Source organism: Streptomyces sp. MMCC 100 (assembly GCF_041538145.2).
Classification (GTDB): Bacteria; Actinomycetota; Actinomycetes; order Streptomycetales; family Streptomycetaceae; genus Streptomyces.
In genome coordinates this window covers 2,004,244-2,027,851 of record NZ_JBGORK020000001.1, presented here as the reverse complement: position 1 = coordinate 2,027,851, position 23,608 = coordinate 2,004,244, and the positions used below count along the sequence as shown (strand labels likewise).

22 protein-coding genes, 1 rRNA gene and 1 pseudogene are annotated in these 23,608 nt (G+C 71.3%); 7 read left to right on the top strand and 17 right to left on the bottom strand.

Features of this window, described 5'->3' with window-relative positions:
- Window positions 1–98: 98 nt before the first annotated feature.
- Window positions 99–1,109 carry an LLM class F420-dependent oxidoreductase gene (locus ABS735_RS09325; RefSeq protein WP_373906556.1) on the bottom strand — a complete coding sequence of 337 codons (1,011 nt, stop codon included), beginning with the start codon at window positions 1,107–1,109 and terminating at the stop codon, window positions 99–101.
- Window positions 1,110–1,197: 88 nt separating this feature from the next.
- Here ABS735_RS09325 and ABS735_RS09320 point away from each other — a divergent pair, with 88 nt between their 5' ends.
- Window positions 1,198–2,844 (top strand): PucR family transcriptional regulator, encoded by a 1,647-nt coding sequence (locus ABS735_RS09320; protein ID WP_373906557.1) that lies wholly within the window; start codon window positions 1,198–1,200, stop codon window positions 2,842–2,844.
- A gap of 22 nt (window positions 2,845–2,866) precedes the next feature.
- Here ABS735_RS09320 and ABS735_RS09315 read toward each other — a convergent pair whose 3' ends face one another.
- The 5 genes from ABS735_RS09315 to ABS735_RS09295 form a co-directional block, all read right to left on the bottom strand.
- Window positions 2,867–4,015 (bottom strand): glycosyltransferase family 4 protein, encoded by a 1,149-nt coding sequence (locus tag ABS735_RS09315; RefSeq protein ID WP_373906558.1) that lies wholly within the window; start codon window positions 4,013–4,015, stop codon window positions 2,867–2,869.
- A gap of 279 nt (window positions 4,016–4,294) precedes the next feature.
- On the bottom strand, window positions 4,295–6,037 hold the full coding sequence (gene recN, locus ABS735_RS09310; RefSeq protein ID WP_373906559.1) for a DNA repair protein RecN: 1,743 nt from the start codon (window positions 6,035–6,037) through the stop codon (window positions 4,295–4,297).
- 162 nt (window positions 6,038–6,199) lie between these two features.
- Window positions 6,200–7,105: an NAD kinase gene (locus tag ABS735_RS09305; protein ID WP_061445519.1), complete on the bottom strand. Its 906-nt coding sequence runs from the start codon at window positions 7,103–7,105 to the stop codon at window positions 6,200–6,202.
- Complete coding sequence (locus tag ABS735_RS09300) at window positions 7,102–7,917, bottom strand: hemolysin (protein ID WP_373906560.1); 816 nt, start codon at window positions 7,915–7,917, stop codon at window positions 7,102–7,104. Before ABS735_RS09300 ends, ABS735_RS09305 begins: the two co-directional genes overlap by 4 nt.
- Window positions 7,918–7,924: 7 nt before the next feature.
- Window positions 7,925–8,254: a hypothetical protein gene (locus tag ABS735_RS09295; protein ID WP_373906561.1), complete on the bottom strand. Its 330-nt coding sequence runs from the start codon at window positions 8,252–8,254 to the stop codon at window positions 7,925–7,927.
- Window positions 8,255–8,296: 42 nt separating this feature from the next.
- Between ABS735_RS09295 and ABS735_RS09290 the strand changes: the two genes are divergently transcribed.
- The gene (locus ABS735_RS09290) at window positions 8,297–8,644 is read left to right on the top strand and encodes a sterol-binding protein (RefSeq protein ID WP_373906562.1); all 348 of its coding nucleotides are present in this window, start codon (window positions 8,297–8,299) and stop codon (window positions 8,642–8,644) included.
- On the opposite strand, the gene ABS735_RS09285 is transcribed toward ABS735_RS09290, so the two are convergent.
- The 4 genes from ABS735_RS09285 to ABS735_RS09270 form a co-directional block, all read right to left on the bottom strand.
- Window positions 8,628–9,503, bottom strand: coding sequence for an ABC transporter ATP-binding protein (locus tag ABS735_RS09285; protein WP_373906563.1), 876 nt, complete (start codon window positions 9,501–9,503; stop codon window positions 8,628–8,630). The genes ABS735_RS09290 and ABS735_RS09285 overlap by 17 nt on opposite strands.
- A complete protein-coding gene (locus tag ABS735_RS09280) occupies window positions 9,500–10,552 on the bottom strand; it encodes a FecCD family ABC transporter permease (RefSeq protein WP_373906583.1) in 1,053 nt (350 codons plus the stop codon). The genes ABS735_RS09285 and ABS735_RS09280 overlap by 4 nt, the downstream gene beginning before the upstream one ends.
- A gap of 44 nt (window positions 10,553–10,596) precedes the next feature.
- Window positions 10,597–11,643, bottom strand: a complete 1,047-nt coding sequence (locus tag ABS735_RS09275; protein WP_373906564.1) for a FecCD family ABC transporter permease — start codon at window positions 11,641–11,643, stop codon at window positions 10,597–10,599.
- A 139-nt stretch (window positions 11,644–11,782) separates the two neighbouring features.
- Window positions 11,783–12,814 carry an HAD-IIA family hydrolase gene (locus tag ABS735_RS09270; protein WP_373906565.1) on the bottom strand — a complete coding sequence of 344 codons (1,032 nt, stop codon included), beginning with the start codon at window positions 12,812–12,814 and terminating at the stop codon, window positions 11,783–11,785.
- A gap of 71 nt (window positions 12,815–12,885) precedes the next feature.
- Between ABS735_RS09270 and ABS735_RS09265 the strand changes: the two genes are divergently transcribed.
- Window positions 12,886–14,178: a DUF1015 domain-containing protein gene (locus ABS735_RS09265; protein WP_373906566.1), complete on the top strand. Its 1,293-nt coding sequence runs from the start codon at window positions 12,886–12,888 to the stop codon at window positions 14,176–14,178.
- Between the two features lie 66 nt (window positions 14,179–14,244).
- Here ABS735_RS09265 and ABS735_RS09260 read toward each other — a convergent pair whose 3' ends face one another.
- Complete coding sequence (locus ABS735_RS09260; protein WP_373906584.1) at window positions 14,245–14,994, bottom strand: tetratricopeptide repeat protein; 750 nt, start codon at window positions 14,992–14,994, stop codon at window positions 14,245–14,247.
- A gap of 63 nt (window positions 14,995–15,057) precedes the next feature.
- On the opposite strand from ABS735_RS09260, the gene ABS735_RS09255 reads away from it, so the two are divergent.
- Window positions 15,058–16,104, top strand: a complete 1,047-nt coding sequence (locus tag ABS735_RS09255; protein ID WP_476755894.1) for a hypothetical protein — start codon at window positions 15,058–15,060, stop codon at window positions 16,102–16,104.
- Window positions 16,105–16,225: 121 nt separating this feature from the next.
- Here the strand turns inward: ABS735_RS09255 and rrf are convergent.
- Together rrf and ABS735_RS09245 are read right to left on the bottom strand one after the other, a co-directional pair.
- Window positions 16,226–16,342: ribosomal RNA gene (gene rrf / locus ABS735_RS09250) — 5S ribosomal RNA — on the bottom strand.
- 450 nt (window positions 16,343–16,792) lie between these two features.
- Window positions 16,793–16,990 (bottom strand): helix-turn-helix domain-containing protein, encoded by a 198-nt coding sequence (locus tag ABS735_RS09245; protein WP_159025377.1) that lies wholly within the window; start codon window positions 16,988–16,990, stop codon window positions 16,793–16,795.
- Window positions 16,991–17,477: 487 nt separating this feature from the next.
- Here ABS735_RS09245 and ABS735_RS09240 point away from each other — a divergent pair, with 487 nt between their 5' ends.
- The 3 genes and pseudogenes from ABS735_RS09240 to ABS735_RS09230 all read left to right on the top strand — a co-directional run.
- Complete coding sequence (locus ABS735_RS09240; protein WP_186009677.1) at window positions 17,478–17,792, top strand: hypothetical protein; 315 nt, start codon at window positions 17,478–17,480, stop codon at window positions 17,790–17,792.
- Window positions 17,793–18,060: 268 nt separating this feature from the next.
- On the top strand, window positions 18,061–18,267 hold the full coding sequence (locus ABS735_RS09235; protein WP_016325293.1) for a hypothetical protein: 207 nt from the start codon (window positions 18,061–18,063) through the stop codon (window positions 18,265–18,267).
- Window positions 18,268–18,289: 22 nt separating this feature from the next.
- Window positions 18,290–18,394: pseudogene (locus ABS735_RS09230) on the top strand (IS21-like element helper ATPase IstB); the annotation flags it as partial.
- Between the two features lie 10 nt (window positions 18,395–18,404).
- Here the strand turns inward: ABS735_RS09230 and ABS735_RS09225 are convergent.
- From ABS735_RS09225 to ABS735_RS09210, 4 genes are all read right to left on the bottom strand, one after another.
- Entirely contained in the window at window positions 18,405–18,755 is a 351-nt protein-coding gene (locus ABS735_RS09225; protein ID WP_046247731.1) for a hypothetical protein, read from the bottom strand.
- Window positions 18,756–19,349: 594 nt separating this feature from the next.
- The gene (locus ABS735_RS09220; RefSeq protein ID WP_234308161.1) at window positions 19,350–20,906 is read right to left on the bottom strand and encodes an MFS transporter; all 1,557 of its coding nucleotides are present in this window, start codon (window positions 20,904–20,906) and stop codon (window positions 19,350–19,352) included.
- 102 nt (window positions 20,907–21,008) lie between these two features.
- Window positions 21,009–23,324: an acyl-CoA dehydrogenase family protein gene (locus ABS735_RS09215; protein ID WP_016325297.1), complete on the bottom strand. Its 2,316-nt coding sequence runs from the start codon at window positions 23,322–23,324 to the stop codon at window positions 21,009–21,011.
- Window positions 23,321–23,602 carry an acyl carrier protein gene (locus ABS735_RS09210; RefSeq protein WP_079028303.1) on the bottom strand — a complete coding sequence of 94 codons (282 nt, stop codon included), beginning with the start codon at window positions 23,600–23,602 and terminating at the stop codon, window positions 23,321–23,323. Before ABS735_RS09210 ends, ABS735_RS09215 begins: the two co-directional genes overlap by 4 nt.
- Between the last annotated feature and the right edge of the window lie 6 nt (window positions 23,603–23,608).

Sequence of the window (23,608 nt, the reverse complement as noted above, 5' to 3'; positions counted from 1 at the left end):
CCTCCCGGCGGTCCAGCGCCGCCGGCCGTCGCTCACGGCCGAACCCGGGCCGCTCCCAGTGGCCGGACCGCTGTCGGTCGCCCGGTGGTCGCGTCCGTTCAGACCGCCAGTGCCGTCAGGGTCCGTTCTCCGCCCGGGTCGCCGGCCGTCGCCGGTACGAGCGCGATCTCGTCCAGGCCGGCCTCCGCATAGGCGTCCATGCGGGCCCGTACGGTGGCCGGGTCGCCGACCAGGCCCACGGTGGCCGCCGCCTCTTCCGGCAGCGCCCGCAGCAGGGCGCCCGCGTCGGCCCCGTCACGCGCCAGCGCGACCGCCTCGCCGAAACCGGCCGCCTCGAACATCTCGCGGTAGCCCGGCACCGTGAGATAGCCCACGACGCTGCGCATGACCTGGGTGATCTCGCGGTAGCCCGGCACCGTGAGATAGCCCACGACGCTGCGCATGACCTGGGTGAGCGAGGCGGGGTCGGGGTCCACGGCGGCGGGCACCCACGCGGACAGCGTCGGCGGGGTCCGTCCGGCCTCGCCGGAAGCCGCGAGCAGCTTGGCGCGCAAGGCGCGGACCTGCTCGGGCGAGACCACGTCGAGGAGCATGCGGTCGGCGTACCGGGCGGCGACGGAGATCGCGCGGTCGCCGAAAGCCGCCACGGTGAGCGGGCCGCCCGGCGGGCGGTGGCGGCGGGGAAAGACGCTGCCGGGCACGACGGGCTCGCCCGGCGCTCCGTGGAGCAGCTCCCGCAGTGCCGCGGCGGTCGCCTCCAGCACGGCCGCCGGACGTTCCCTGGCCCGGCCGTGCACGCCCTCGACCACCCGCTTGCTGGACGTGCCGAGCGCGACGCCGACCGGGCGTCCGCTGACCGCGGCCACGGAGGCGGCGCCCCGCGCGATGCCGTGCGGGTCGCGCACCGACACGGCGACCGGTCCGGCGGTGAGCGCGATGCGCCGCGTGCCCGCCCCGACGGCGGCGGCCAGCACGAACGCGTCCCAGGTCGGTCCCTCCCCCAGCCACACCTCGGGGTAGCCGAGCCGGTCGGCCTGCCGCGCCACGCGCAAGGGCTCGTCCAGGGGACTCGCGTCCTCGCGCGCGGCGGCCACAACGGTGATGTCCATGTCCGGTGCCCTACCCACCCGTCGCCCGCCGACCCCTGGCGACCCGGTGGATGTCCCGCGCACGGCCCCGCCGGGTAGCGTCCGGCTCATGGACAGCGGCATGAACAGCGGATTCGACACCCAGGGCGCCGGGATCACGGTGCGGCGGGCACTGGAGCTGCCCGGGCTGCGCAGCGGTCTGCCGGAGATCCTCGCGGGCGCCGACCGCATGCAGCGCACGGTGCGCTGGGTGCACGCCGGTGAGGTGCCCAACATCGCCTCGCTCCTCAAGGGCGGCGAACTGCTGCTGACCACGGGGTACGGCCTGGGCACCCGTCCCGCCGAGCAGCGCGCGTTCGTCCGCACGCTGGCCGAGCGCGGCATCGCGGCCCTCGTCGTGGAACTGGGCCCGCGCTTCGCCCGACTGCCGGCGGCGCTGGTCGACACTGCCCGCGCGGCCGGGCTGCCGCTGGTCCAGCTGCACCGCGAGGTGCCGTTCGTGACGGTCACCGAGGAGATCCACACCGAGATCGTCAACGGCCACTACGCGCTGCTCCAGCGGGCCGAGGAGGTGCACCGCCGCTGCACCGAGGCCCTGCTGGGCGGTGGCGGAGTGCCCCAGGTGCTCGGCATCCTGGCCGACTTCGCCGGCAATCCGGTCTTCCTGGAGACCGCGGACGGCCGCCTGCTGTACGCCGCCGGTTCCGGGCCAGAGGGCGCCGACCCCCTCCAGGTCTGGGAGGGGCTGCGCGGCCCGCACAAGGACGCGCCGCCCCCGGCGGGCTCGGTCCTCGTGGACGTGCCCGGCGGCGGGCCCGGCACCGGGTCGGTCCGGGCCCGGCTGGCCCTGCTGCCGGTGCGGTCCCCGCTGGCGCCGGTGCACCGGATGGCGGCGGAGCGGGCGGCCGGCATCCTCGCCGTGGTGCTGATGCAGGCGCGCCAGGAGGAGGAGCTGGCGGCGCGCGGGCGGGGCGACTTCCTCACCGACCTCGCCGAGGGCCGGATCACCGCGGAGGACGCCCCGGCGCAGGCCCGCGTCCTGGGCTTCAAACCGGGCACCGGCCCGCTGCTCCCGGTGGTGATGCGACTCGGCGACGCCCTGTCCCCCGCGGGCGGCGGCTGGGCGGTGCTGGCGCGCGCGGTCGCCGAGGAGCTGGCGTCGGTGGGGGTGCCGGTGCTGCTGGGCGTACGGCCGGTGGAGGGCCGGGTCCCGCTGCTGCTGGGGCTGCGCTCGGAGTCGGAGCGGGCGGCGGTCGCGGACCGGGTCGCGGCGGCGCTGCGGGCGGGCGTGGAACGGGCCGGGATGCAGCGCCCCGGCGCGCAGCCGCCCGTCGTGGTCGCCGGGGTGTCCGGCGGCTGGGCGGCGGCGTCGGCGGGCCTCCGGCACGCGGCGGAGACGGCGACCGCGGCGCAGGGCCTCACCGACCGGCCCTGGTACGACGCCCGGCGCCTGGACATCGACCTGCTGCTGTGGCGGCTGCGCGACCATCCGGACCTCGCGGCGTTCGTGGACCGGGCGATCGGCCCGCTGCGTGACCACGACGACCGCTCGAAACCGCCTCTGCTGCCCACCCTCCAGACGTACTTGGCGCACGCGGGCCGCAAGGCGGAGACGGCACGCGAGCTCCACCTCAACCGGCAGACGCTCTACAACCGGCTGGCCCGGATCGGGGAGTTGCTGGGCACGGACCTCGACGACCCGCAGACCGTACTGGCGTTGAGCCTGGCCCTGCGCGCCCGTCGGCACGTTCCGTAGCAGCCGGGTCCTGGGCGGGTGCCTAGAGCAACGGCGTGGGCTGCGTCAACTCGTCGTAGATGCTCAGGACCTGGGCGACGGTCTCGTCCTCGGTCGGCCAGGTGGCCGCCTGCCGTACGCCCCGCTCCCGCAGCTCGTCCCGCCGTGCGGGGTCGTCGAGCAGGCGGACCACGGCGTCGGCGAGCGCTTGCGCGTCGCCGGGCGACACGAGTTCGGCGGCGTCACCGACCAGTTCGGGGACGCCGCCGACGTCACTCGCGACGAGCGGCACGCGCGCGTGGAGGGCCTCCTGGGCGAGAACGGAACGCCCCGGCTCCCGGCGGCTCGGCAGCAGCACGAGGTCGGCCGCCGCCAGCAGTTCGGGCACGTCGTCGCGGCTGCCGACGAGCACCACAGGCAGCCCCTCGCCCTCGATCCGCGCCTGCAACTCCCCGCGCAGCGGCCCCTCCCCGGCGACGACGACCATCGGCGCCGGGTCGAGACGGCGCCACACGCGGGCGGCGTCGAGCAGGACGTCGTATCCCCGGTGCCGGTCGAGGGAGCCGACTGCGATGAGCAACGGGCGGTCGACGGCGCCGAGTTCGGCCCGGAGCTTGGGGCGCAGCCGGTCGGGGTCCTCGGGCGCGGCCGGCGGGCCCGGCCGGGCGGGGAGCGCGACGGGGCCGAGCCGGGCGTCCCGCGCGCCCGTCCGCCGCGCCCCGTCGACCAGCTCCGAGGTGGCGCCGAGCACCACGGTGGCGGCCTTCATCACCCGCCGCTCCAGCACGCGCAGCAGGTGGGCGCGGGCCCCCTCGGCGTGCGCCCGGTCGTGCCAGGTGACGACGAGCGGAGTGCGCACGCGCCGCCCGCCGAGGGCCAGCGCGGCCCGGAAGGAGGCGTGCAGTCCGTGCGCGTGCACCAGGTCGGCGTCCGCGCACACCGTCCGCAGCGCGGCCACGGAGACAGGGTCGCTGCTGCGCGGCACGTGCACGTGGTCGGCGCCGGCGCCCGTGAAGTCGTAGGTGTACTCGGCATCGGAGGGGGCGCACACCGTCACTTTCACGCCCCGTGCGACGAGCCCCGCGGCCAGTGAGCGCACGTGCGTGCTGCTGCCGGCGTTGCCGCCGCCCAGCACCTGCACGGTGCGCAGCGGCGACTGGCCGTGCGGTGAGTGGCTGCTCACGGGGGTCACCTGGCCGTGGCTCCTGGTTCGGCGGGGGACGGTCACGAAGAACGTACAGAAGGATGGTGCGGACGGGGCGCGCCGCGCGGTTTCCGGTGCGCTGCTCCGTCAAGGATGCCAGGCCGCACGGGTGTTCCGGGAACGACGACCGCCACGACCGGACGGCCGACGGGACAACGACACGGAACCGCCTCACTCGTACGAGTGAACGTCAGGTCGTCGCCCCGGCCCGCCCGGGACGTACGTCCAGGAGACCGACGAAGTGCGCCCGCTCGGACGCCGGGGTCCCTACTGGTCGGCCCGGGCCGTCTCCAGCAGTTCCTCCGCGTGGGCGCGGGCCGTCTCCGAGTCCTCCTGGCCGGCGAGCATCCTGGAGAGCTCCCGGACGCGCTCCTCGCCCTCGAGGACCTTCACGCCGGACCGCGTCACCGAGCCGTCGTTGGTCTTCTCCACCAGCAGCTGCCGGTCGGCGAACGCGGCCACCTGCGGCAGATGCGTGACGACCACGACCTGCGCGCTCTTCGCCAGCCGCGCGAGCCGCCGGCCGATCTCCACCGCCGCCTTGCCGCCGACCCCGGCGTCGACCTCGTCGAAGAGGTACGTCGGCACCGGGTCGGTGCCCGCGAAGACGACCTCCACGGCCAGCATCACGCGCGACAGCTCACCGCCGGACGCGCCCTTGGCGATCGGCCGCGGGGGCGCGCCGGGGTGCGGGGCGAGCAGCAGCTCGACCTCGTCGGCGCCCGACGGCCCGTACGCGACCGTCCGCCCGCCGACCTCGACGCCCTGCGGGTCCTCGGTCTGCCGGATCTCGAACGACACGCGTGCGTGGGGCATGGCGAGCGAGGCCAGCTCGGCGGTCACGGCGGCGGCGAACCGTTCGGCGGCCTCGGTGCGCGCGTCGGTCAGTGCCTGGGCGAGCCCGCCCAGTTCCGCCCGCAGCGCGTCCCGCTCGGCGGTCAGCTCGCCGATCCGCTCGTCGTCGCCGTCCAGCTCGGTCAGCCGTGCGGCGCTCTGCTCGGCCCAGCTCAGCACGGCGGCGATGTCCTCGCCGTACTTCCGGGTCAGCGCGGTGAGCGCGGCCCGGCGCTCCTCGACCGCGGCCAGCCGCAGCGGGTCGGCGTCGAGGTCGTCGGCGTACCCGGCGAGTTCCCCGGCCACGTCGCGCAGCAGGATGCCGATCTCACCGATCCGCTCGGCGAGCGCGGCCAGGGCCGGGTCGTGGGACCGTACGGCGTCCAGGGCCCGCTGCGCGCCCGCGACGAGCGTCGCGCCGTCCACGCCCTCGGGGTCCTCGGGGTTGCCCGCGAGGGCGGCGTGGGCGGCCGTGGCGGCCGACGCGAGCGCCTCGGCGTGTCCGAGCCGCTCCGCCTCCTCCGCCAGCTCCACGTCCTCGCCTGCGCGTGGCTCGACCGCGGCGACCTCGTCGAGGCCGTAGCGCAGCAGGTCGGCCTCCTGGGCGCGTTCCCGCGCGCGCGTGGTGATCTCGTCCAGCTCCGTGGCGACGGCCCGCAGCCGCCGGTACGCCTCGGCGTACTTGGCGAGCGGCCCGGCGACCGCGTCACCCGCGTACCGGTCCAGGGCCTGACGCTGCCGGGTCAGCTTGAGCAGCCCCTGCTGGTCGGTCTGCCCGTGCACGGCCACCAGCTCGTCGGCCAGCTCGGCGAGCATCCCCACCGGCACCGACCGCCCGCCCAGATGCGCACGCGAGCGCCCCTCGGCGGAAACGGTGCGGCTGATCAGCAGCGCCCCGTCGTCCAGCTCCGCCCCGGCCTCTTCGGCCCGCACGGCGGCCGCGGCGTCGTCGGGCACGGCGATCCGCCCCTCGACGACCGCGTTCTTCGCCCCGATCCGCACCAGCGCCGCGTCCGCGCGTCCGCCCAGGAGCAGCCCGAGGCTGGTGACCACCATCGTCTTGCCCGCACCCGTCTCACCGGTGACAGCGGTGAATCCGGGCGACAGCTCGACCACGGCGTCATCGATGACTCCGAGCGACCGTATCCGCATCTCCTCAAGCACGGACACGACCATACGAGGTCGAGGGCGGAAAGCGCACACAGCCCGCCCTTGTCACGCCGTGGAGGCGCATGCCGCCAGGGGCGCGGGGCTGTGCTGATAGCGGCTGCGCCGCGGGGCGCGACCGGCCACGGACGGCCCGCGGCCGGGACCCGCAGAACCACCCCTTCGAGACCGCTAATGCGGAGCCCCGCGCCACCCGGACACCGGCAACGCGAACTTCGCCACCAGCCGATCCGTGAACGACGCGTGATGCAGCCGAGCCAGCCGCACCGGCACCGCCCCCCGCCGCACCTCCACCCGCGCCCCGGGGGGCAGCTCCACCGTCCGCCGCCCGTCACACCACAGGACCCCCGGAGGGACGTGCGGCAGCACCTCCACCGCGAGCACCGAGTCCGGCGAGGTCACCAGCGGCTTCGCGAACAGCGCGTGGGCGCTGATCGGCACCATCAGCAGCGCCTCCACCTCGGGCCACACCACGGGGCCCCCGGCCGAGAAGGCATACGCCGTCGACCCGGTCGGCGTCGACAGCACGATGCCGTCGCAGCCGAACCCCGTCACCGGCCGCCCGTCGATCTCCAGCACGACTTCCAGCAGCTTCTCGGCGCCCGCCTTCTGCACGGCTGCCTCGTTCAGCGCCCAGTCGGTGTGCACGATGTCGCCGTTGCGGTGCACGACGACGTCGACGGTCATCCGTTCCTCGACCTCGTACGCCCGGTTCACCACCCGGTCGACGACCTTGTCCAGGTCGTCCCGCTCGGCCTCCGCGAGGAAGCCGACCCGGCCGAGGTTGACGCCGAGCATCGGCACCCCGGAGGCACGGGCGAACTCGGCGCCGCGCAGCAGCGTGCCGTCGCCGCCCAGCACGATCAGCAGCTCGCACCCGTCCAGGCACTGCGGAGTGGCCTCCCCGACCAAGTCCACCTCACCCGGCAGCGGCAGGTCGCGCGCCTCGGCCTCCAGGACCCGTACGCCGATCCCGGCCCGCAGCAGCCCCTTGACCACCAGCTCCGCGCTGCGCACGGCAGCGGGGCGCCCGGTGTGGGCGAGCAGGAAAACAGTACGCGCTCGGTTCTGTGTCAACGCGGCCCCTCCGCCACTGCACGGTCAACATCGGCCGGGTCCAGTGCACCGGCTCCGGCCCGCAGCCACAGAAAGTACTCGACGTTCCCGGAGGGGCCCGGCAGCGGACTGGCGGTGACCCCCTTCACTCCGAGCCCCAGCTCCCAGGCCTTCTGGGCGACGCCCCGCACCGCCTCGGCCCGCAGCTGCGCGCTGCGTACCACTCCCCCGCTGCCGAGCCGCTCCTTGCCCACCTCGAACTGCGGCTTCACCATCATCACCAGGTCGGCGTCCGGCCGGGTGCACCGCCGCAGAGCGGGCAGTACCAGTCCGAGCGGGATGAAGGACAGATCCCCCACGACAAGGTCCACGGGCTCCCCATCGATCGCTTCCGGTGTCAACTCGCGTACGTTCGTACGGTCCTTGACGGTGACGCGTTCATCCTGCTGGAGACTCCACGCGAGTTGTCCGTATCCGACGTCCACGGCGACGACGTGCGCGGCGCCCGCCCGCAGCAGTACGTCGGTGAAGCCGCCGGTGGAGGCACCGGCGTCCAGGGCCCGCCGACCCTCGACGAGGAGGCCCTGCGGGACGAAGGCCGCCAGGGCGCCGGCCAGCTTGTGGCCGCCGCGCGAGACGTAGTCGGGGTCGTTGTCGTCGGCGGTCACCACGATCGCCGCGGCGGTCTCGACCTGCGTGGCGGGCTTGGTCGCGACGGTCTTGCCGACGGTGACCCGGCCGGCGGCGATCAGCTGGCTCGCGTGCTCGCGCGAGCGCGCCAGCTTGCGGCGCACCAGCTCCGCGTCGAGACGGCGGCGTGCGACTCCTGCCACGTTCGGTTCAGCTCCTGCGGTCGTACGGTGATGGCGGCGACGGGGGTCCCGGACGCCCCGGGGGCGCCGGTGGTCCCGGGCGGGCGTCGAGCGCGGTGAGCGCGTCACGCAGCCCCCGGTGTACATCCTCGTACACCTCTACGTGTCCGTCGGTGGCGAGGTGGTCGGCGTCGGCCAGCCGCGCCAGCCGGGCGTCGACCTCGGCGTTCCCGGTGGGGGTGCGCGGGACGTCCAGCGGGGCGGGGGCGGCCGGCTCGTACCCGGGATCCGGGTGCCCCCCGGGCTCCGCCTCTTCGGACTCCGGCTGCGGCTCCGGCTCAGGTACTGCGTCGCTCATGCCCCGACGCTACCGCGTGGCGCTGGGGTACGGTCGGTCCCGATGGCGACGACTGAGGAGTGCCGTGCCGCACTCGAGAAGCTTTCGGACAGCATGCGCGGCGCCGAAGGGGACGTGCGGGCGGCCACGGAGCTGGACCGCTCGGTGAGCTGCCACATCACCGACCTGGACGTCACCTTCGCCGGACGCATGGCGGACGGCCGCATCGACGTGCGCGAGACCGTCGACGGTCCGCCGCGCGAGAAGGCCGAGATCAGGCTGGCGATGACCGGCGACGACCTGGTGGCGCTGGTGGCGGGTGACCTGAACTTCGCCAAGGCCTGGGGCTCGGGCCGGGTGAAGCTGGAAGCGGGCCTGCGCGATCTGTTCCGGCTCAGGAAGCTCCTGTAGCGGCCGCCTTCTCCGGCTTGGTACGCCCCTTGCGCGCGGCCGGCACCACCAGCGGCGTACCCGTCTCCGGGTCGTCGATGACCTGGCAGCGCAGCCCGAAGACCCGCTCGACCAGGTCGGCGGTGACGATGTCGTTCGGCGCGCCCTCGGCGATGATCTCCCCGTCGCGCAGGGCGATGAGGTGGGTGGCGTAGCGGGCGGCGTGGTTGAGGTCGTGCAGGACGGCCACGAGGGTGCGGCCCTGCTCCTCGTGGAGTTCCGCGCACAGGTCGAGGACGTCGATCTGGTGCTGGATGTCCAGGTACGTCGTCGGCTCGTCGAGCAGCAGCAGGGGGGTCTGCTGGGCGAGCGCCATGGCGATCCACACGCGCTGGCGCTGTCCGCCGGAGAGCTCGTCGACGTAGCGGTCGGCCAGCTCGGTGATGCCGGTCTGGGCCATCGCCTCCTGGACGACCCGCTCGTCCTCGGTCGACCACTGGCGCAGGATGCCCTGGTGCGGGTAGCGGCCGCGGCCGACGAGGTCGCCGACGGTGATGCCGTCGGGCGCGATGGACGACTGCGGCAGCAGGCCGAGGGTCCGCGCCACCTTCTTGGCGGGCATCGACTGGATGACCGACCCGTCGAGCAGCACCCGGCCCTCGCTCGGCTTGAGCATCCGCGACAGGGCGCGCAGCAGGGTGGACTTGCCGCACGCGTTCGGGCCGACGATCACGGTGAAGGAGTTGTCGGGTATCGCCACCGACAGCTTTTCCGCGATGACCCGCTGGTCGTAGGCGAGGGTGACGTTCTCGGCGGTCAGGCGGTTCACGTTGCTCCTTCGGTTCTTGGACCCGCTGCGATCGTCGGCACCGGCGCTCATATCCGGCCCGCCTTGCGCTCGGTGACCAGCAGCCACAGCAGGTAGACGCCGCCGAGTACGCCGGTGACGACGCCCACGGGCAGCTGGTCGGCGCCGAAGACCCGCTGCGAGATCCAGTCCGCGCTGACCAGCAGGGCGGCGCCCATGCACAGGGACGGCAGCAGATTGGGGCCGGGCGAACGGGTCAGGCGCCGGGCGAGCTGCGGCGCGGTGAGCGCCACGAAGCTGACCGGTCCCGCGGCGGCGGTGGCCGCGGCGGTGAGCAGTACGGCGGCCACCATCAGCTGCGCCCGCACCCGCTCGACGCGCACTCCGAGGGCGTACGAGATGTCGTCGCCCATCTCCATCATCCGCAGCGCCCGTCCGTTGGTGAGCACGAGCGGCACGAGCACGGCGCACAGCGCTAGCAGGGGCCAGACCTGGTCCCAGTCACGGCCGTTGAGGGAGCCGGTCATCCAGACGACGGCGCGGGAGGCGTCGACGATGTCGGCCCGGGTGAGCAGGTAGCCGTTGACCGCCGTGACGATCGCGGACACGCCGATACCGACCAGGACCAGCCGGTATCCGTGCACGCCCCGCTTCCAGGCGAGCAGATAGATGGCGAGACCGGTCACCAGGCCGCCCACGAGTGCGCCGACGGTGACCTGGGCCGAGCTGCCGGAGAACAGGACGATCATGACGAGCGCACCGGCCGTCGCGCCCTGCCCGAGGCCGAGTACGTCCGGACTGCCGAGCGGGTTGCGGGAGATGGCCTGGAAGAGCGCGCCGCCGACGCCGAGCGCGCCGCCGACCAGCAGTCCGACCAGGACCCGTGGCAGCCGCAGTTCGTTGACGATGAACTCCTGCCCGGCGTTGCCCTGGCCGACCAGGGTCCTCAGCACATCGGCGGCCGGTATGTCGAAGTCGCCGGTGCCGATCAGCAGCACGCTCGCGGCGAGCGCGAGGACCAGCAGCAGGGCGACGACGACCACGGCCCGCACGTCGAGGCGCAACGACAGCCCGCCCGGGCTGCGCACGGCTCGGTTGGTCTTCGAGGTCTTCCCGGTCACAAGGGCTTTCCCGGTCTCGCCGGTCTTCGCGGTCTTCCCCTTCTTCACAGCTGGGCCGTCCTCCGCCGTCGTACGAGAAATATGAAGACCGGCCCGCCGAGGACGGCGGTGACGATGCCGACCTGGAGTTCCGCGGGCCGTGCGACGATCCGGCCGAGGACGTCCGCACCGAGCAGCAGCACCGGGGACAGGATCGCCGCGTACGGCAGGATCCAGCGCATGTCGGGTCCCGTGAAGGAGCGGACGATGTGCGGGATCATCAGCCCGACGAACACGATCGGCCCGCAGGCCGCGGTCGCGGCACCGCACAGCACGGTCGCGGCGAGCATGGACAGCGCCCGGGTGCGGTTCAGGTTGGCGCCGAGGGCCTTGGCGGTGTCGTCGCCCATCTCCATGGCGTTCAGCGGCCGGGCGAGTGCGAGCGCGAGGACCGTGCCCGCCACGAAGAAGGGCAGCACTTCCCTGATGGTCCCGGTCGTCGCCGAGGCGAGCGAACCGACCGTCCAGAAGCGCATCCGGCCCAGCGCCGCGTCGTCCATGATCATCACGGCCTGGAGGTAGCCGAAGAGCGCGGCGCTGATCGCGGTGCCGGCCAGCACCAGCCGCACCGGCGTGGCCCCCCGGCTGCCGCCCAGGAACCAGACCAGCGCGCCGACCCCCGCCGCACCGGCGAAGGCGAACCAGACGTACCCGGTCAAGGAGGTGACGCCGAAGAAGGTGATGCCCGTGACGACGGCCGCCGAGGCGCCCGCGTTGATGCCGAGCAGCCCGGGATCGGCCAGCGGATTGCGGGTCAGCGCCTGCAGCACGGCTCCCGCGAGACCGAGGGCGGCGCCGGCCAGCAGCCCGAGCACGGTCCGCGACAGCCGCTCGCCGACGACGACGTCGCCGTACGTGCCCGAGTCGTGGAAGAGACCGTGCCAGACCTCCGCCAGAGACAGGTCCTTGGCTCCGATCGCGATGCTCGCCAACACGATGAACGCCAGGACCGCGACGGAGACGGGCAGCCCCGCGGCACGCAGGACGCGGCGCTTGGAGGGCGGCGCGGGAGCGGTCTCCGCGCGCTGTTCGGGGGGACTGTCGACCAACACGCAGTTAGGTTAGCCTACCCTGCTAATCGATCATGATCCCGAGGCTTCTCCGGGCCACCTCGGCCGGGCCCGCGGACGGGTGCCCTCCGGTACGGACGCCTTCCCCGTACTCCGCTTCACAACCCCGACCGACTCCGCTTCACAACCCCAACCGCGCCAGCGCCTTCCCCGAGTCCAGCCCGCACCCCTGCTCCCCGCCCGCCGTCCAGGCCGCCGCGCACAGCGCCCGCAGCCCGTCCAGCGCCGTGCCGTCACCCGCCAGCTCCAGCCGCTCCGCACCGGCCGTCGCCGTCCAGCCACCGCAGCGGAAGCCTTCCTCCGCCTCGCCGGTGACCTCCGGCTGCCCGGTGAGCAGCCCGCGCAGATCGGCGTCGACGTACGTCGGCCGGTGCTGCGCCGGCGCCGCCAGCAACTGCGCTCCGTCGGTCACGCCGGTCAGGACGAGCAGCGAGTCGACCTCCCCGTTGAACGCGCCCTCGATGTCCGTGTCCAGCCGGTCGCCCACGACCAACGGGCGCTGGGCGCCGGTCCGCAGGATCGTCTCCCGGTGCATGGGCGGCAACGGCTTCCCCGCGACCTGCGGCTCGGCGCCGGTCGCGATCCGCACGACCTCCACCGCCGCGCCGTTGCCCGGGGCGATCCCCCGGGCGCCCGGGATGGTCAGGTCGGTGTTGGAGGCGTACCAGGGGACGCCGCGCGCGATGGCGTAGCAGGCTTCGGCGAACCGGCCCCACGGCAGCTCCGGGCCGCCGAATCCCTGCACGACGGCCGCCGGATCGTCCTCGGCCGACTCCACGGGCTCGAGACCGCGCTCGCGCAGCGCCACGCGCAGCCCCTCGCCGCCGATCACCAGCACCCGCGCCCCCGAGGGCACCTGCTCGGCGATCAGCCGGGCCACCGCCTGCGCCGAGGTGATGACGTCACCGGCATCCGTCGCTATCCCCAGCTCCGTCAGGTGCTCGGCCACCGTGTCCGGAGTGCGGAGCGCGTTGTTGGTGACGTACGCCAGGCGCATGCCACCGTCGCGGGCCGTGGCGAGGGAGTCGACGGCGTGCGCGATCGCGTTCCCCCCGGCGTACACCACGCCGTCCAGGTCGAGCAGCGCCGTGTCGTAGGCCTCACTGAGACCCCGCCCACTGCCCTCGGGCCTCGTCCTGACGCTCCGGCTCATTGCACATCGCTCCTCGTTCTCGCCTTTCCCCCGATCATCCCCCATGCCACTGACACACGTACGATGCCGGGATGAACTCTGCAGGTCACCCGGAAGCAACGGCGCGCCGGGGCCTGGAACTCACCCCGTTCCGAGGCCTCCGCTACGACCCCGACCGGGTCGGCAGCCTGGCCGCCGTGACCTCCCCTCCCTACGACGTCGTGGTCCGCCCCGACGGCCTGCTCCACCTCGAGTCAGCCGACCCGTACAACATCGTCCGGCTGATCCTCCCCCAGGCCGCCACGCCCGAGGCGCGCAACGAGCAGGCCGCCCGCACCCTGCGGCGCTGGACGGCGGAGGGCGTCCTGACCACCGACCCCGAACCGGGCCTGTACGTCTACGAACAGCGCGACGGCGAAGGCATGCTGCAGCGCGGCATCATCGGCGCCCTGCGCGTGTCGGACCCCGCAGAGCAGGTGGTCCTGCCGCATGAGGACGTCATGCCCCACGTCGTCGCCGACCGTGCGGCGCTCATGCGGGCCACCCGGGCGAACCTCGAACCCCTGCTCCTGACCTACCGCGGCGACGACGAGACGCCGGCCACCACCGCCCTCGTGGAACGCACGGCCGAGCAACCGCCGCTCCTCTCCACGACCACGGAGGACGGTTACTGCCACCGCCTGTGGTCGGTCACCGACCCGGACACCGTGGCCCGCGTCCGGACCGAGCTGTCCCGGCACCAGGCTCTCATCGCCGACGGCCACCACCGCTGGGCCACCTACCGCACCCTCCGCGCGGAACACCCTTCGCCCAGCCCGTGGGACCACGGCCTGGTCCTCCTGGTCGACACGGCCCGCTACCCGCTCCGCGTCCGCGCCATCCACCGCCTGCTGCACGGCATCCCGGTGCACGACGCCGTGGCCGCCCTGGACGGGCACTTCCGCGTCCGCCGCCTGGACACGCCGCTGGACGAGTCCCTGGAAACCCTGGCCAAGGCGGCCGACGCGGGCAACGCCTTCCTCCTCGCCGGTGACGGCGCCTTCCACCTCGTCGATCTGCCGGACCCCGGCCTGCTGGCCCGCACGGTTCCCACCGACCGCCCCGAGGCCTGGCGCACCCTGGACGCCACCGTCCTGCACGCCACACTCCTCGCCCAGGTCTGGCACGTCCCCGACAACTCGGCGGCCCACATCTCCTACATCCACGACACGGCAGCCACCGTGGACAAGGCCGAACGCGACGGCGGTACGGCGGTGCTGATGCACCCGGTCCGCGAGGAAGTCGTCCGCGAACTGGCCCGACAGGGCGTCACGATGCCCCGCAAGTCGACGTCCTTCGGCCCGAAGCCGGCCTCCGGCCTGGTGCTCCGCGCACTCGACGCCTGACCCGGCCCACGACGGGACGAGGGGACGGACCCGGTTCACGGGCCCGCCCCCTCGCGGTACGGCACGTCAGTCCTTGTCGCCGTCCTCGGCGGAAGGGCTCTCCACGTCACTACCGGGCTCGGTCTCGCCCTCGTCCTCGGCCAGGGCGTCCATGAACTCCACGCCGTCCAGTTCGGCGAGCCGGTCGGAGGCGTCCGTGCTGCCGTCCCGGTCGGACTCCACGGCCTTCGCGAACCATTCCCGCGCCTCCCGCTCCCGGCCTGCGGCCAGCAGCGCGTCGGCGTAGGCGTACCGCAGCCGAGCGGTCCAGGGCTGCACGGAGTTGGAGGCCAGCTCGGGGCTCTGCAGCGTCACGATGGCCGCGTCCAGCTGCCCCATGTCACGCCGGGCACCGGCTGCCACGAGACGCATCTCGACCTGACCGGCCTTGTCCAGCTTGTGCACCTCGGGCGCGCCGGCCATGTCCAGCGCCTTCTCCGGCCGGCCGAGCCCACGCTCGCAGTCGGCCATGACCGGCCACAGCTCCACGGACCCGGTCATCCGCCGCGCGGCCCGGAACTCCGCCAGCGCCTCGCTGTACTTCTGGTTGGCGTACGCGGCGAACCCGGCCGCCTCGCGTACGGCGGCGACGCGGGACGCCAGACGCAGGGCCACCCTGGAGTACCCGTACGCGGCCTCCGGGTCCTCGTCGAGCAGCCGCGCGACCATCACCAGGTTCCTGGCGACGTCCTCCGCGAGCGTCTTGGGCAGGCTCTGCAGTTCCTGCCGCACGTCCTTGTCGATCTCGTCGCCCGTGACCTCCTCGGGGATCGGCAGGCGCTTGATGGGCTCGCGGTCCCGGTCGCGGTCCCGCTCCTCACGGAAGCGGCCACCGCCGCCGTGCCGGTCGTCCCGTCCCCGATAACCGCCGGGCCGTCCTCCGCGGTCGTCACGACGGGGCCCACGGCCACCGCGGTCGTCCCGCCCGCGGAACCCACCGCGGTCACCACCCCGGCTGTCGTCACGACGGTCGTCACGCCGACCGAATCCGCCACGGTCACCACGGTTGTCGTCCCGACGGAAACCACCGCGGTCGCCCCGGTCATCACGCCGGTCATCCCGACGGAAGGGAGGACGGTCGCCACCCCGGTCATCACGCCGGTCATCCCGACGGAAGGGAGGACGGTCGCCACCCCGGTCATCACGCCGGTCATCCCGACGGAAGGGAGGACGGTCGCCACCCCGGTCATCCCGACGGTACGAAGGACGGTCACCACGGTTGTCGTCCCGACGGAAACCACCGCGGTCGCCACGGTCGTCGCGCCGGTCTTCACGCCGGAAGGGCGGACGGTCACCGCCCCGGTCATCCCGACGGAAACCCCGGTCGCCACCGCGATCGCGATCGTCCCGACGCCCGTACCCGCCGCCGCGGTTGTCCTCGGGACGACCGTCACGGCGGTCATCCCGACGGAAGCCACCACGCTGCCCACCCCGGTCGTCACGCCGGTCGTCACGACGGTCATCGCGCCGGTCGTCACGCCGGAAGGGAGGACGGTCGCCGCCCCGCTCATCCCGACGGTCGTCACGCCGGTACGAGGGACGGTCACCCCGATCACCGCGGTCTCCGCGGTCGTCACGGCGGAAGGACGGACGCTCACCTCGGTCGCCGCGGTCGTCACGCCGGAAGGACGGACGGTCACCGCCCCGGTCATCCCGACGGAAACCCCGGTCGCCACCGCGATCGCGATCGTCCCGACGCGGTCCACGGTCACGGTCGTCCCGGCGGAAGCCACCGCGCTGTCCGCCACGGTCATCGCCCCGGCGGTCGTCGCGGCGGAACCCACCACGGTCCCCGCGCTGACCGCTACGGTCACCGCGGTCACCACTGTCCCGTCGCCGCTGATCGCGCTCCGGTCGGTCGTCGGGAGAGTTGGTGGACATGGGTGACTCCTGTCTTAGGTACTGCAAGTCATTCTCGCGCAGTCGGGTACCCGGTGCGCCCTGGAAAAACGAAAGGACCCCTGGTCCCCAGCTGAACGCTGGGGACCAGGGGTCCTTTCCAAAGATTGTTCGGCGGCGTCCTACTCTCCCACAGGGTCCCCCCTGCAGTACCATCGGCGCTGTAAGGCTTAGCTTCCGGGTTCGAAATGTAACCGGGCGTTTCCCCTACGCTATGACCACCGAAACCCTAATGGTTTCGAGCGAACAAGCACACTCTTTAATTGTGCGTTCTACTCAAAGCCGGCAACGGTCGTTGCCTCAGAACTAACACAGTGGACGCGAGCAACTGAGGACAAGCCCTCGGCCTATTAGTACCGGTCACCTCCACACCTCACGGTGCTTCCAGATCCGGCCTATCAACCCAGTCGTCTACTGGGAGCCTTAACCCCTCAANACCCGGACTCCTTCACCTGCTTCCCGGCCGCCGACCGATACCGCACCTTGTACGCGTGCGGGCACTTCGACCACCGCGACCGCGGATGCTCACACTCCTTGAAAAACGAACCCATCCCACGAACCAACGAACCTGTCACATCATCACATCCTGCACAGCTAGCACTCTCACAGGGTCCTGCCGTATTTCAAGCCACGGCATCAGCGGCGGTCTCGCCATAGCCGAGAATCGGAGTTCGCTTCAATAACCCACTACTCGTTGCTGCCTCACCCAGGATTCAACCTCTGAAACTTTGAATCGGATCTTGGCATTCGCTCCTGCGCCGAACTTGTACATCACCAATCCCGAGCGGGCAGAATTTTTGTACAGCCAGGATATGGACACGTTCAAATACTCGGCAGTTTCCTTGATATCCATAAAATGAACAGTCACAGCCACCGCATACCTCCTCCGAAAACCTATGGCCTGTAGCCGCGCCATGCTGCTTCGAAAGCCATACCTGGGATCCGGGGTCTGACTGGCCTCCAGGCGTGATCAATACTCCGCAAGGTTGCCGGTTTGCCCAACCGGCGATCGTCGGCTATGTTGCGCTCGCGATGAACGCCCCCAACGGTCTTCGGCTGCCTTTTCGAACTCGGGAGTAGCCCTGCAACCCGAGCCAGGAACAGAAGTGGTGGGGTTTAACTCGACTGGAGATCAGGATTGAGCCTGGTCTACTGCTACGCAGGTCCTTCCACCGCCAGGATGGTGCCCCGCCCCGGCCGCGCAAGCAGTCAATGCGGTACAGCCGCAACCTCGCCCGCTGAGATCATCTGGCCGACGCCGAGCTGGTGGTCGACCTGTGCGGTGGCGCCGGAGCGACCGCCCGCGCGATTCTCGACCTGGTCCCAGCCCCAGCCCGGGGGTCTCCCTCGACGACGCCTCCGTGATGCAGCAGGTCGGCCGCCGCGCCCTAACCGCCGTCGGCCTGGACTGGACCACTGCCCCGGCCGAACGGTTCACCGACCACATCCACGCCAACAGCGTCGATGCCGTGGGTGTGCAACCCCGTGTCCCTCGTTGGATTCACCTCGATCAGCTGCAGCAGCACACGCTGCGGACCGCCGCCTACGCCAGCGGGCACCTGAATCACGACGCGTTTGAGCCCGGCCTGGAACCGGTGTGGTGCCACGGCCTGCACCACCTAGTGCCCGTCGCCCTGCCCTCAGCCGTCCTCGATCGGATCGAGGACGTCCTGTGACTATCGGCCAGGGGCCTGCCTACCTCAAGGAAGACCCCCAGGCTGGCTGCCAGGCGGCGCGCGCACGGATCCGTCGCAGTCCTCAGGAAGGACGTTTGTCCCAGTCAGCGTCCAGACGGAACCACGCCACCTGCTGGTTCTGCTCCCCGGCAAGCAGAATGTTACGTCCGACAATCGGGGCATAGGACAGGCCCAGCGTCGCAGACCGATCTGCCCGGTAGGAGCGCATCCGCGAATCGTCGAGGTCGCCGACATCAAGAAGCGCCTGATGTTCCGCGCTGTGGAGGCCGGCGAGGTGAGTGCCGACTACGGCATCGACGACCAGATCGTCGACCTGCCGGACTCAACCATGGTCGAGTCCTCACCGCACGTCGCACGGCTGTTGGCGACCCTGCGGGAGCGGGGCTGGAGGGGCTGGACCCGCATCAAGCGAGGGCCTGGCGAGAAACTCAACGCTGAGCTGCCGCCATCGTGAAGGCAGGTCAGCGTCGTGCTTCTGCGCGGCCGTCGTCGACCGGCTCACCTTCAACGACACCCTCATCGAGACCGGCACCGAGTCCTACCGGCTGGCCCGCACCAAAGGGAACGCCAGGGCGAAGTAGCTGACTGGCCTCACAAAGGCGGAGGAACCTCCCGTACAAGATCGAGGGCGTCCCCCAGTCGCAGGGCCAACGAGCGGTCACCATACGTATCCGCGAACCCACGGCAGATCGCCGGCTCGACACCTGCGGGCGCCGAGCCCGGCAACGTCGAATGACACGTCACATGCCCTTCGGCCGCCACAGCATCCGCGACCATACTGCGGATCCGCCCCGGCATCGTCGTCCGGAACGGGTTGCCCGGCCGGAAGATACAGGTTGAGCACGGCTCGGACAGCAGCCGGATCTCGCCGGTCGCCTCATCGGCGACCGGAACACAGACCGCCGTGTCGTCCTCGAACAGGTCATCGGTCTCGATCGGCATGAAAGTCATGATGCCCGATGCCCTCACACGGCCACCGCGTAATTCGTCAGCCCGGTGGTCCCAAATCAAGCCGCCCGTCGGGCCCACCCCAATCCGCCTGATCTTCACAAACCATCCCAGAAGCGGGTCCGAGCCGGCTCGCCTCGGTGGGGGGGGCGCTGACGACCACTCGAGCCACCCCCGACCGCTTCGAGATGCTTTGCGCGAAGACCCGGGCCTTCAGCTCCGGACCATGCCACCCTTCCAACGCGTCCGCTTCGACATCCAGTGCGAGTCAATACGACCGGACACGTCTACGACATCTTCCTAGACCGCAGCCCCCACTGGCGGATCCTGACGTGACGCTCACCCAAAGCGAGTTGGAGTACCTGCGCTCGAGCAGCGTCCTCGATCACGACCAGGACGAGATCCTCACCGAGATGACCTTGACCGACCGGTGACGAAGTTCCGGCCTCCACGGGCTCAGTTCCGTGAACAGCAAGCCGCGCATAGCGCTCGAAGATGGAACGTTAGATGCTATTTGCGTCAAGTTACGGGGGCTCATGGACGGATGGCGCTCCATAGGTACAGCGTGGAGCCCTGCGGATAGCCGAATCAGGAAGTAGCGGTGGTGCTCAAACCAGACGAGGCGTCGGTGTCGTCACGTCCGTCGACATCAGGCGGAATGGTGGACGCCGCACTGTAATGGAGGTCCTTGGTCCGAATCATGAGGAAGCCGATGAGAGCGGCGGCGAAACCAAGGACGGCGCAGAGGTTCATGGCACTGTGGAAAGCGTCCATGTATGCCACTCCCCCGGCGCTCAGTACCGGCTCGCGCAGAGCACCGCTACCCTGCGCGACCGTTTCGAGCGAACCCGAACTGATGGCGTGGGCCGCTTCGGCAGCCCTGTCGGCGCCGAGCTGTCTCGCGACTTCGGAGTCGGCGAAGCTGTTAGCAACGCGGTTTTGGAACAGTGCGCCGACTCCCGCGATACCGACGGCGATGCCGACCTGCTGGAAGGTCTCGTTGATGCCGGAGGCGACGCCGGACTTCGCCGGTTCGGCTACACCGATGGCGAGAGCGGCACGCGCGGGGTTGAAGATGCCCATGCCGAAGCCGGCGATGACGAAGGCCGGAACGAGGACGGTCCAGACGGAGTCTGCCTCGGTGGAGTTCAGAAAGAGCAGCCCCGTGGCCATGATGGCAGGTGCGCCACCGAGGAGGAACCGGAACGGCACCTTGCCGATGAGGCTGCCTCCGATGGCTCCGGCGACGAACATGGCGACGGTCAGGGGAAGGAAGCGCAGGCCCGCCTGCCAGGCGTCCATGCCGAGCATGTTCTGTAGGTAGCTTGTCTCGAAGAAGACCGAGGGCAGGGCGCCCGCATTTCCGATCATGGCGACGAGAGAGATGCCGACGAAGGTGGGGTTTCGGAAGAACGCGAGGTCGAGCATGGCGCGCTCGCCCATACGGTGCTCGATGACCACGAACAGCACAAGGAAAGCAGCACTCGCCGCGTACAGGGTGAGGGTGAAGGCGCTGGTCCACCCTTCTTCTGGGGCTCGGATCGTGGCGAAGACGAGGGCCGCGAGTGCAATGCTGAAGGTGGCGAGACCGGGCCAGTCGGTGGGGTGGGCGCGAAGGTTCCTCGACTCACTGACGCGGAACATACCGATGCCGAGAGCGACTACACCGACGGGAACGTTGATGTAGAAGATCCAGCGCCAGGAGAGCGAGTTGGTCAACGATCCCCCGATGAGGGGGCCTGTGGCGACGGCCAGGCCGACGGCGGCGCCGAAGACGGTGAAGGCGGTGGCACGCGCCTTGCCGTGGAACTCGTGGCTCAGCATGGCCGGCCCCACGGCGAACATGACGGCGGCGCCCACTCCCTGAACAGCGCGGAAGATGCTGAGGGCGGTGGCGTCTCCGGCAAGGCCACAGGCCAGTGACGCAAGGGTGAAGATCGCGAAGCCGACCTGGAAGACCTTCCTGCGGCCGAGGCGGTCGGCGAGCGAGCCGGCGGCCACGAGGAAGATCGCCAAAGTAAGGGCATAGGCGTCGAAGACCCACTGCAGGTCCGCGAAGCTGCTGTCCAACGAAGCGTGGATCTCAGGAAGCGCAACAGCCACCACGCTGAGGTCGAGCATCAGCATAAACGTGCCGAGCGCCACGACCCCAAGCGTCCACCACCTCGTCGGAGATAGGGCTCGTTGTGCGGACATGCGGAACCTTTCCATCGGATTGACTCACTGGCACAGGAATGAGCGCACGGACTACGGCCGCCGCGCAACGGTGAGGCGGATACCGAGCACGGTGTCCTGCCACGCCGTTCGGACCTGACCAAAGCCCGTTTCCCTGAGGAGGGTCTCGAGGTCCTGGTGCAACACTCCAGTTCCGCCTGCGAGCTCGAGGTCGAGGCGAGCCGAGGCGGCCCCGAGCCGGCGCTTCGGTGGCAAGGGGGTCGGCAGGACGACCCAGCCGCCAGGCACGAGTGCCTGCTTGCCGGCGGTGATGGCCCGGCGTAGATCGACGAGGGCCTGACCTGCGGTCGGCGCCCAGAGGAGCGCGAGCCGGTCGACCGGCTCAATGCCTGCTAGATCGCATACGTCGGTGAAGGGCATGCGCTGCGCGAGCGCCGCGGCAGACCGGCCGCCGTCGTCAGCGACGCATCCTACCCGTGCACCAGGGGCGGCCAGCAGCTGAGACAGCCCGTCCAGCCTGCTGAGCAGGGTGTTGACCAGGACATCGGCAAGGATAGGTGCCTCGGCGCCGCTTCCGGTCAGCAGCTCCCGGCCCCCGCCGGGGGTGCCGGTACGCAGATGTGAGGCGCGGGCCAGCGCTCGCCGCTGCCGCGCGGCGAACGCGGCGGTACGTGGCCCGCCGATGAGGACCGGCTCCAGGCGCTGGTCCGTGGTGTAGCGGCCATCGGAGCCACGGTCCACGACCCCGGCTCCAGTGAGCACGACGAGCAGGTCACGAGTGAAGTCCTCAGGCAGCCCTTCGGCAGCCTCCTTCAGCGTGCTCGGCCGCAGCATCCGTGCGAGCAGCCCGGTCTCCTGCGCGACGGCGCATGCCAGCCAGCCCCACGCCCGCTCGGCCATCTCGCCGAGTCGCCCCTCGAACAGGCCCGTGGGCTCCTGGGGCATGGCCTCCGGGACCTGTCCGGACCGGACGGCGTCCACCAGGGCGTGCGCGCGGTCCAGGAGCGCGGTCAGCTCCCCGAGCCAGCCCTGACCTGCCCCGGCGCCCTCCAGTCCGGCCGCCGACACCACCGCACGTATGGCGTCGCTGGATTGTTCCGCCAAGTCGCGCTGGGAGGACTCCGCAGCGTGAAGGGCCCACCAGGAGTCCGCCAGCTTGGCCACCGCGAGCTCGGCGGCGCTCTCGCGCATTTGCTCGCCCTCCAGGCCAACGATCGTGCGCTGCCCCAACTGCAGAAGCAGCAGTTCCTGTGCGCCCTGGCCGCCAATTAACCCCAGTACGTTCCGCATGAAGCCCTCCCACGGGAACGTGCTGATGTAACCCTCACCTCCCTGCAAGTTCAGTACGAGCTGGCCGATGCGCAGGGCGCTCTCGGTGACATGGTGCTTGGCGATGGTCGCCAGCTCGTCGAAGTACGCGTCCCGGCCCGGGTATCGAGTGCCGTTCAGCGCACGAAGAGTGGCAGCACGGGAGGCTTCGAGAAGCACGCGCATCTCGCCTATGGAGCGCTCGACGTTCGGGTAGTCGAGGACTCGGCGGCCGCTGCGCCGACGGGAGGACAGCGCCTCAACACAGTTCGCGAGCACGCCCTCCAGCGCGCCGACTGTGCCGCAGGCGGTCATGATCCGGCGGCCACGCGCGTACGTGTTGAACTCGCTGAGCGCGTCCGCCCTCCACACCTGCCGCCACTGGGGCACACGTACGTCGTGCAGCACCACCTGGGCCAGAGCCATGCTGCGCAGGCCCATGGTCTCCAGGGGCAGGACCGCGACACCGGGGTCGTCCGCCTCCACGGCAAAGGCGAGTACGTCGTTGGAGGCTTGGTCCCTTACGAACATGACGAACAGGTCAGCGACAAGGCCACCGGTGACGAAGTGCTTAGTGCCGTTGAGTACCCACTCCTCGCCCTCGAGACGAGCGGTCGACTCGTAGTCGTAGGGGTCTTTGCTCTCATAGGCGCCCAGCGCTACATATCGTCGCCCTTGGACCAGGTCCGGGACGTACCGATCAATGAGCTCCGTATGGCCACTGGAGCGAAGCACTTCGGTGATTTCGACGGTTGTGTCAATGAGCACGGAGAATCCGGGATCGAGCGAGATGCGGGCGAGTTCCTCGACCACCAGGCCCCACTCGAACGTGTCCCGCCCCTCGCCGCCGACGGAGACCGGCAGCGAGAATCCCAGCAGGCCGATCTCCGCCGCCTGGCTGATGACGTCCCGTCCGATGACGTGCCGTGCGGCATCTCGGCGGTCGTGCTCCCGGAAGTACGAGCCAGGGTTGACCATGTCCCGTACGAAGCCGGCGAAGCGGCGCCGGGCCTCTGCGCGTATGCGCTCGGCCTCCGCCTCCAGACCGTACTCGGCTGGATCTGGTGCGGCCGTCGTCACGCTTCTGCCTCCTGTGTAGTAGCCACCGCGGTGTGGCTGCCCAGCTCTTCTGCCACTTGTTCGATGGTCTCGTCGCCGAGGAAGCGCTCGAGCGAGATGAGAGCGCCGACGCGTTCCTCGACAGTCGCGGACAGCTGGGCCGCGGTAAGTGAGTCCATGCCGAGTTCGCCGAGCGGCCGGTCGAGGGGAATCTCCTGCTGGTCCGCGCCGAGCAGGTCCGCAATCAGTAGGCGGAACCAGTCGGTGACGGACTCGGTGCCGACGTGTGCGCTGGTAATGGCGTC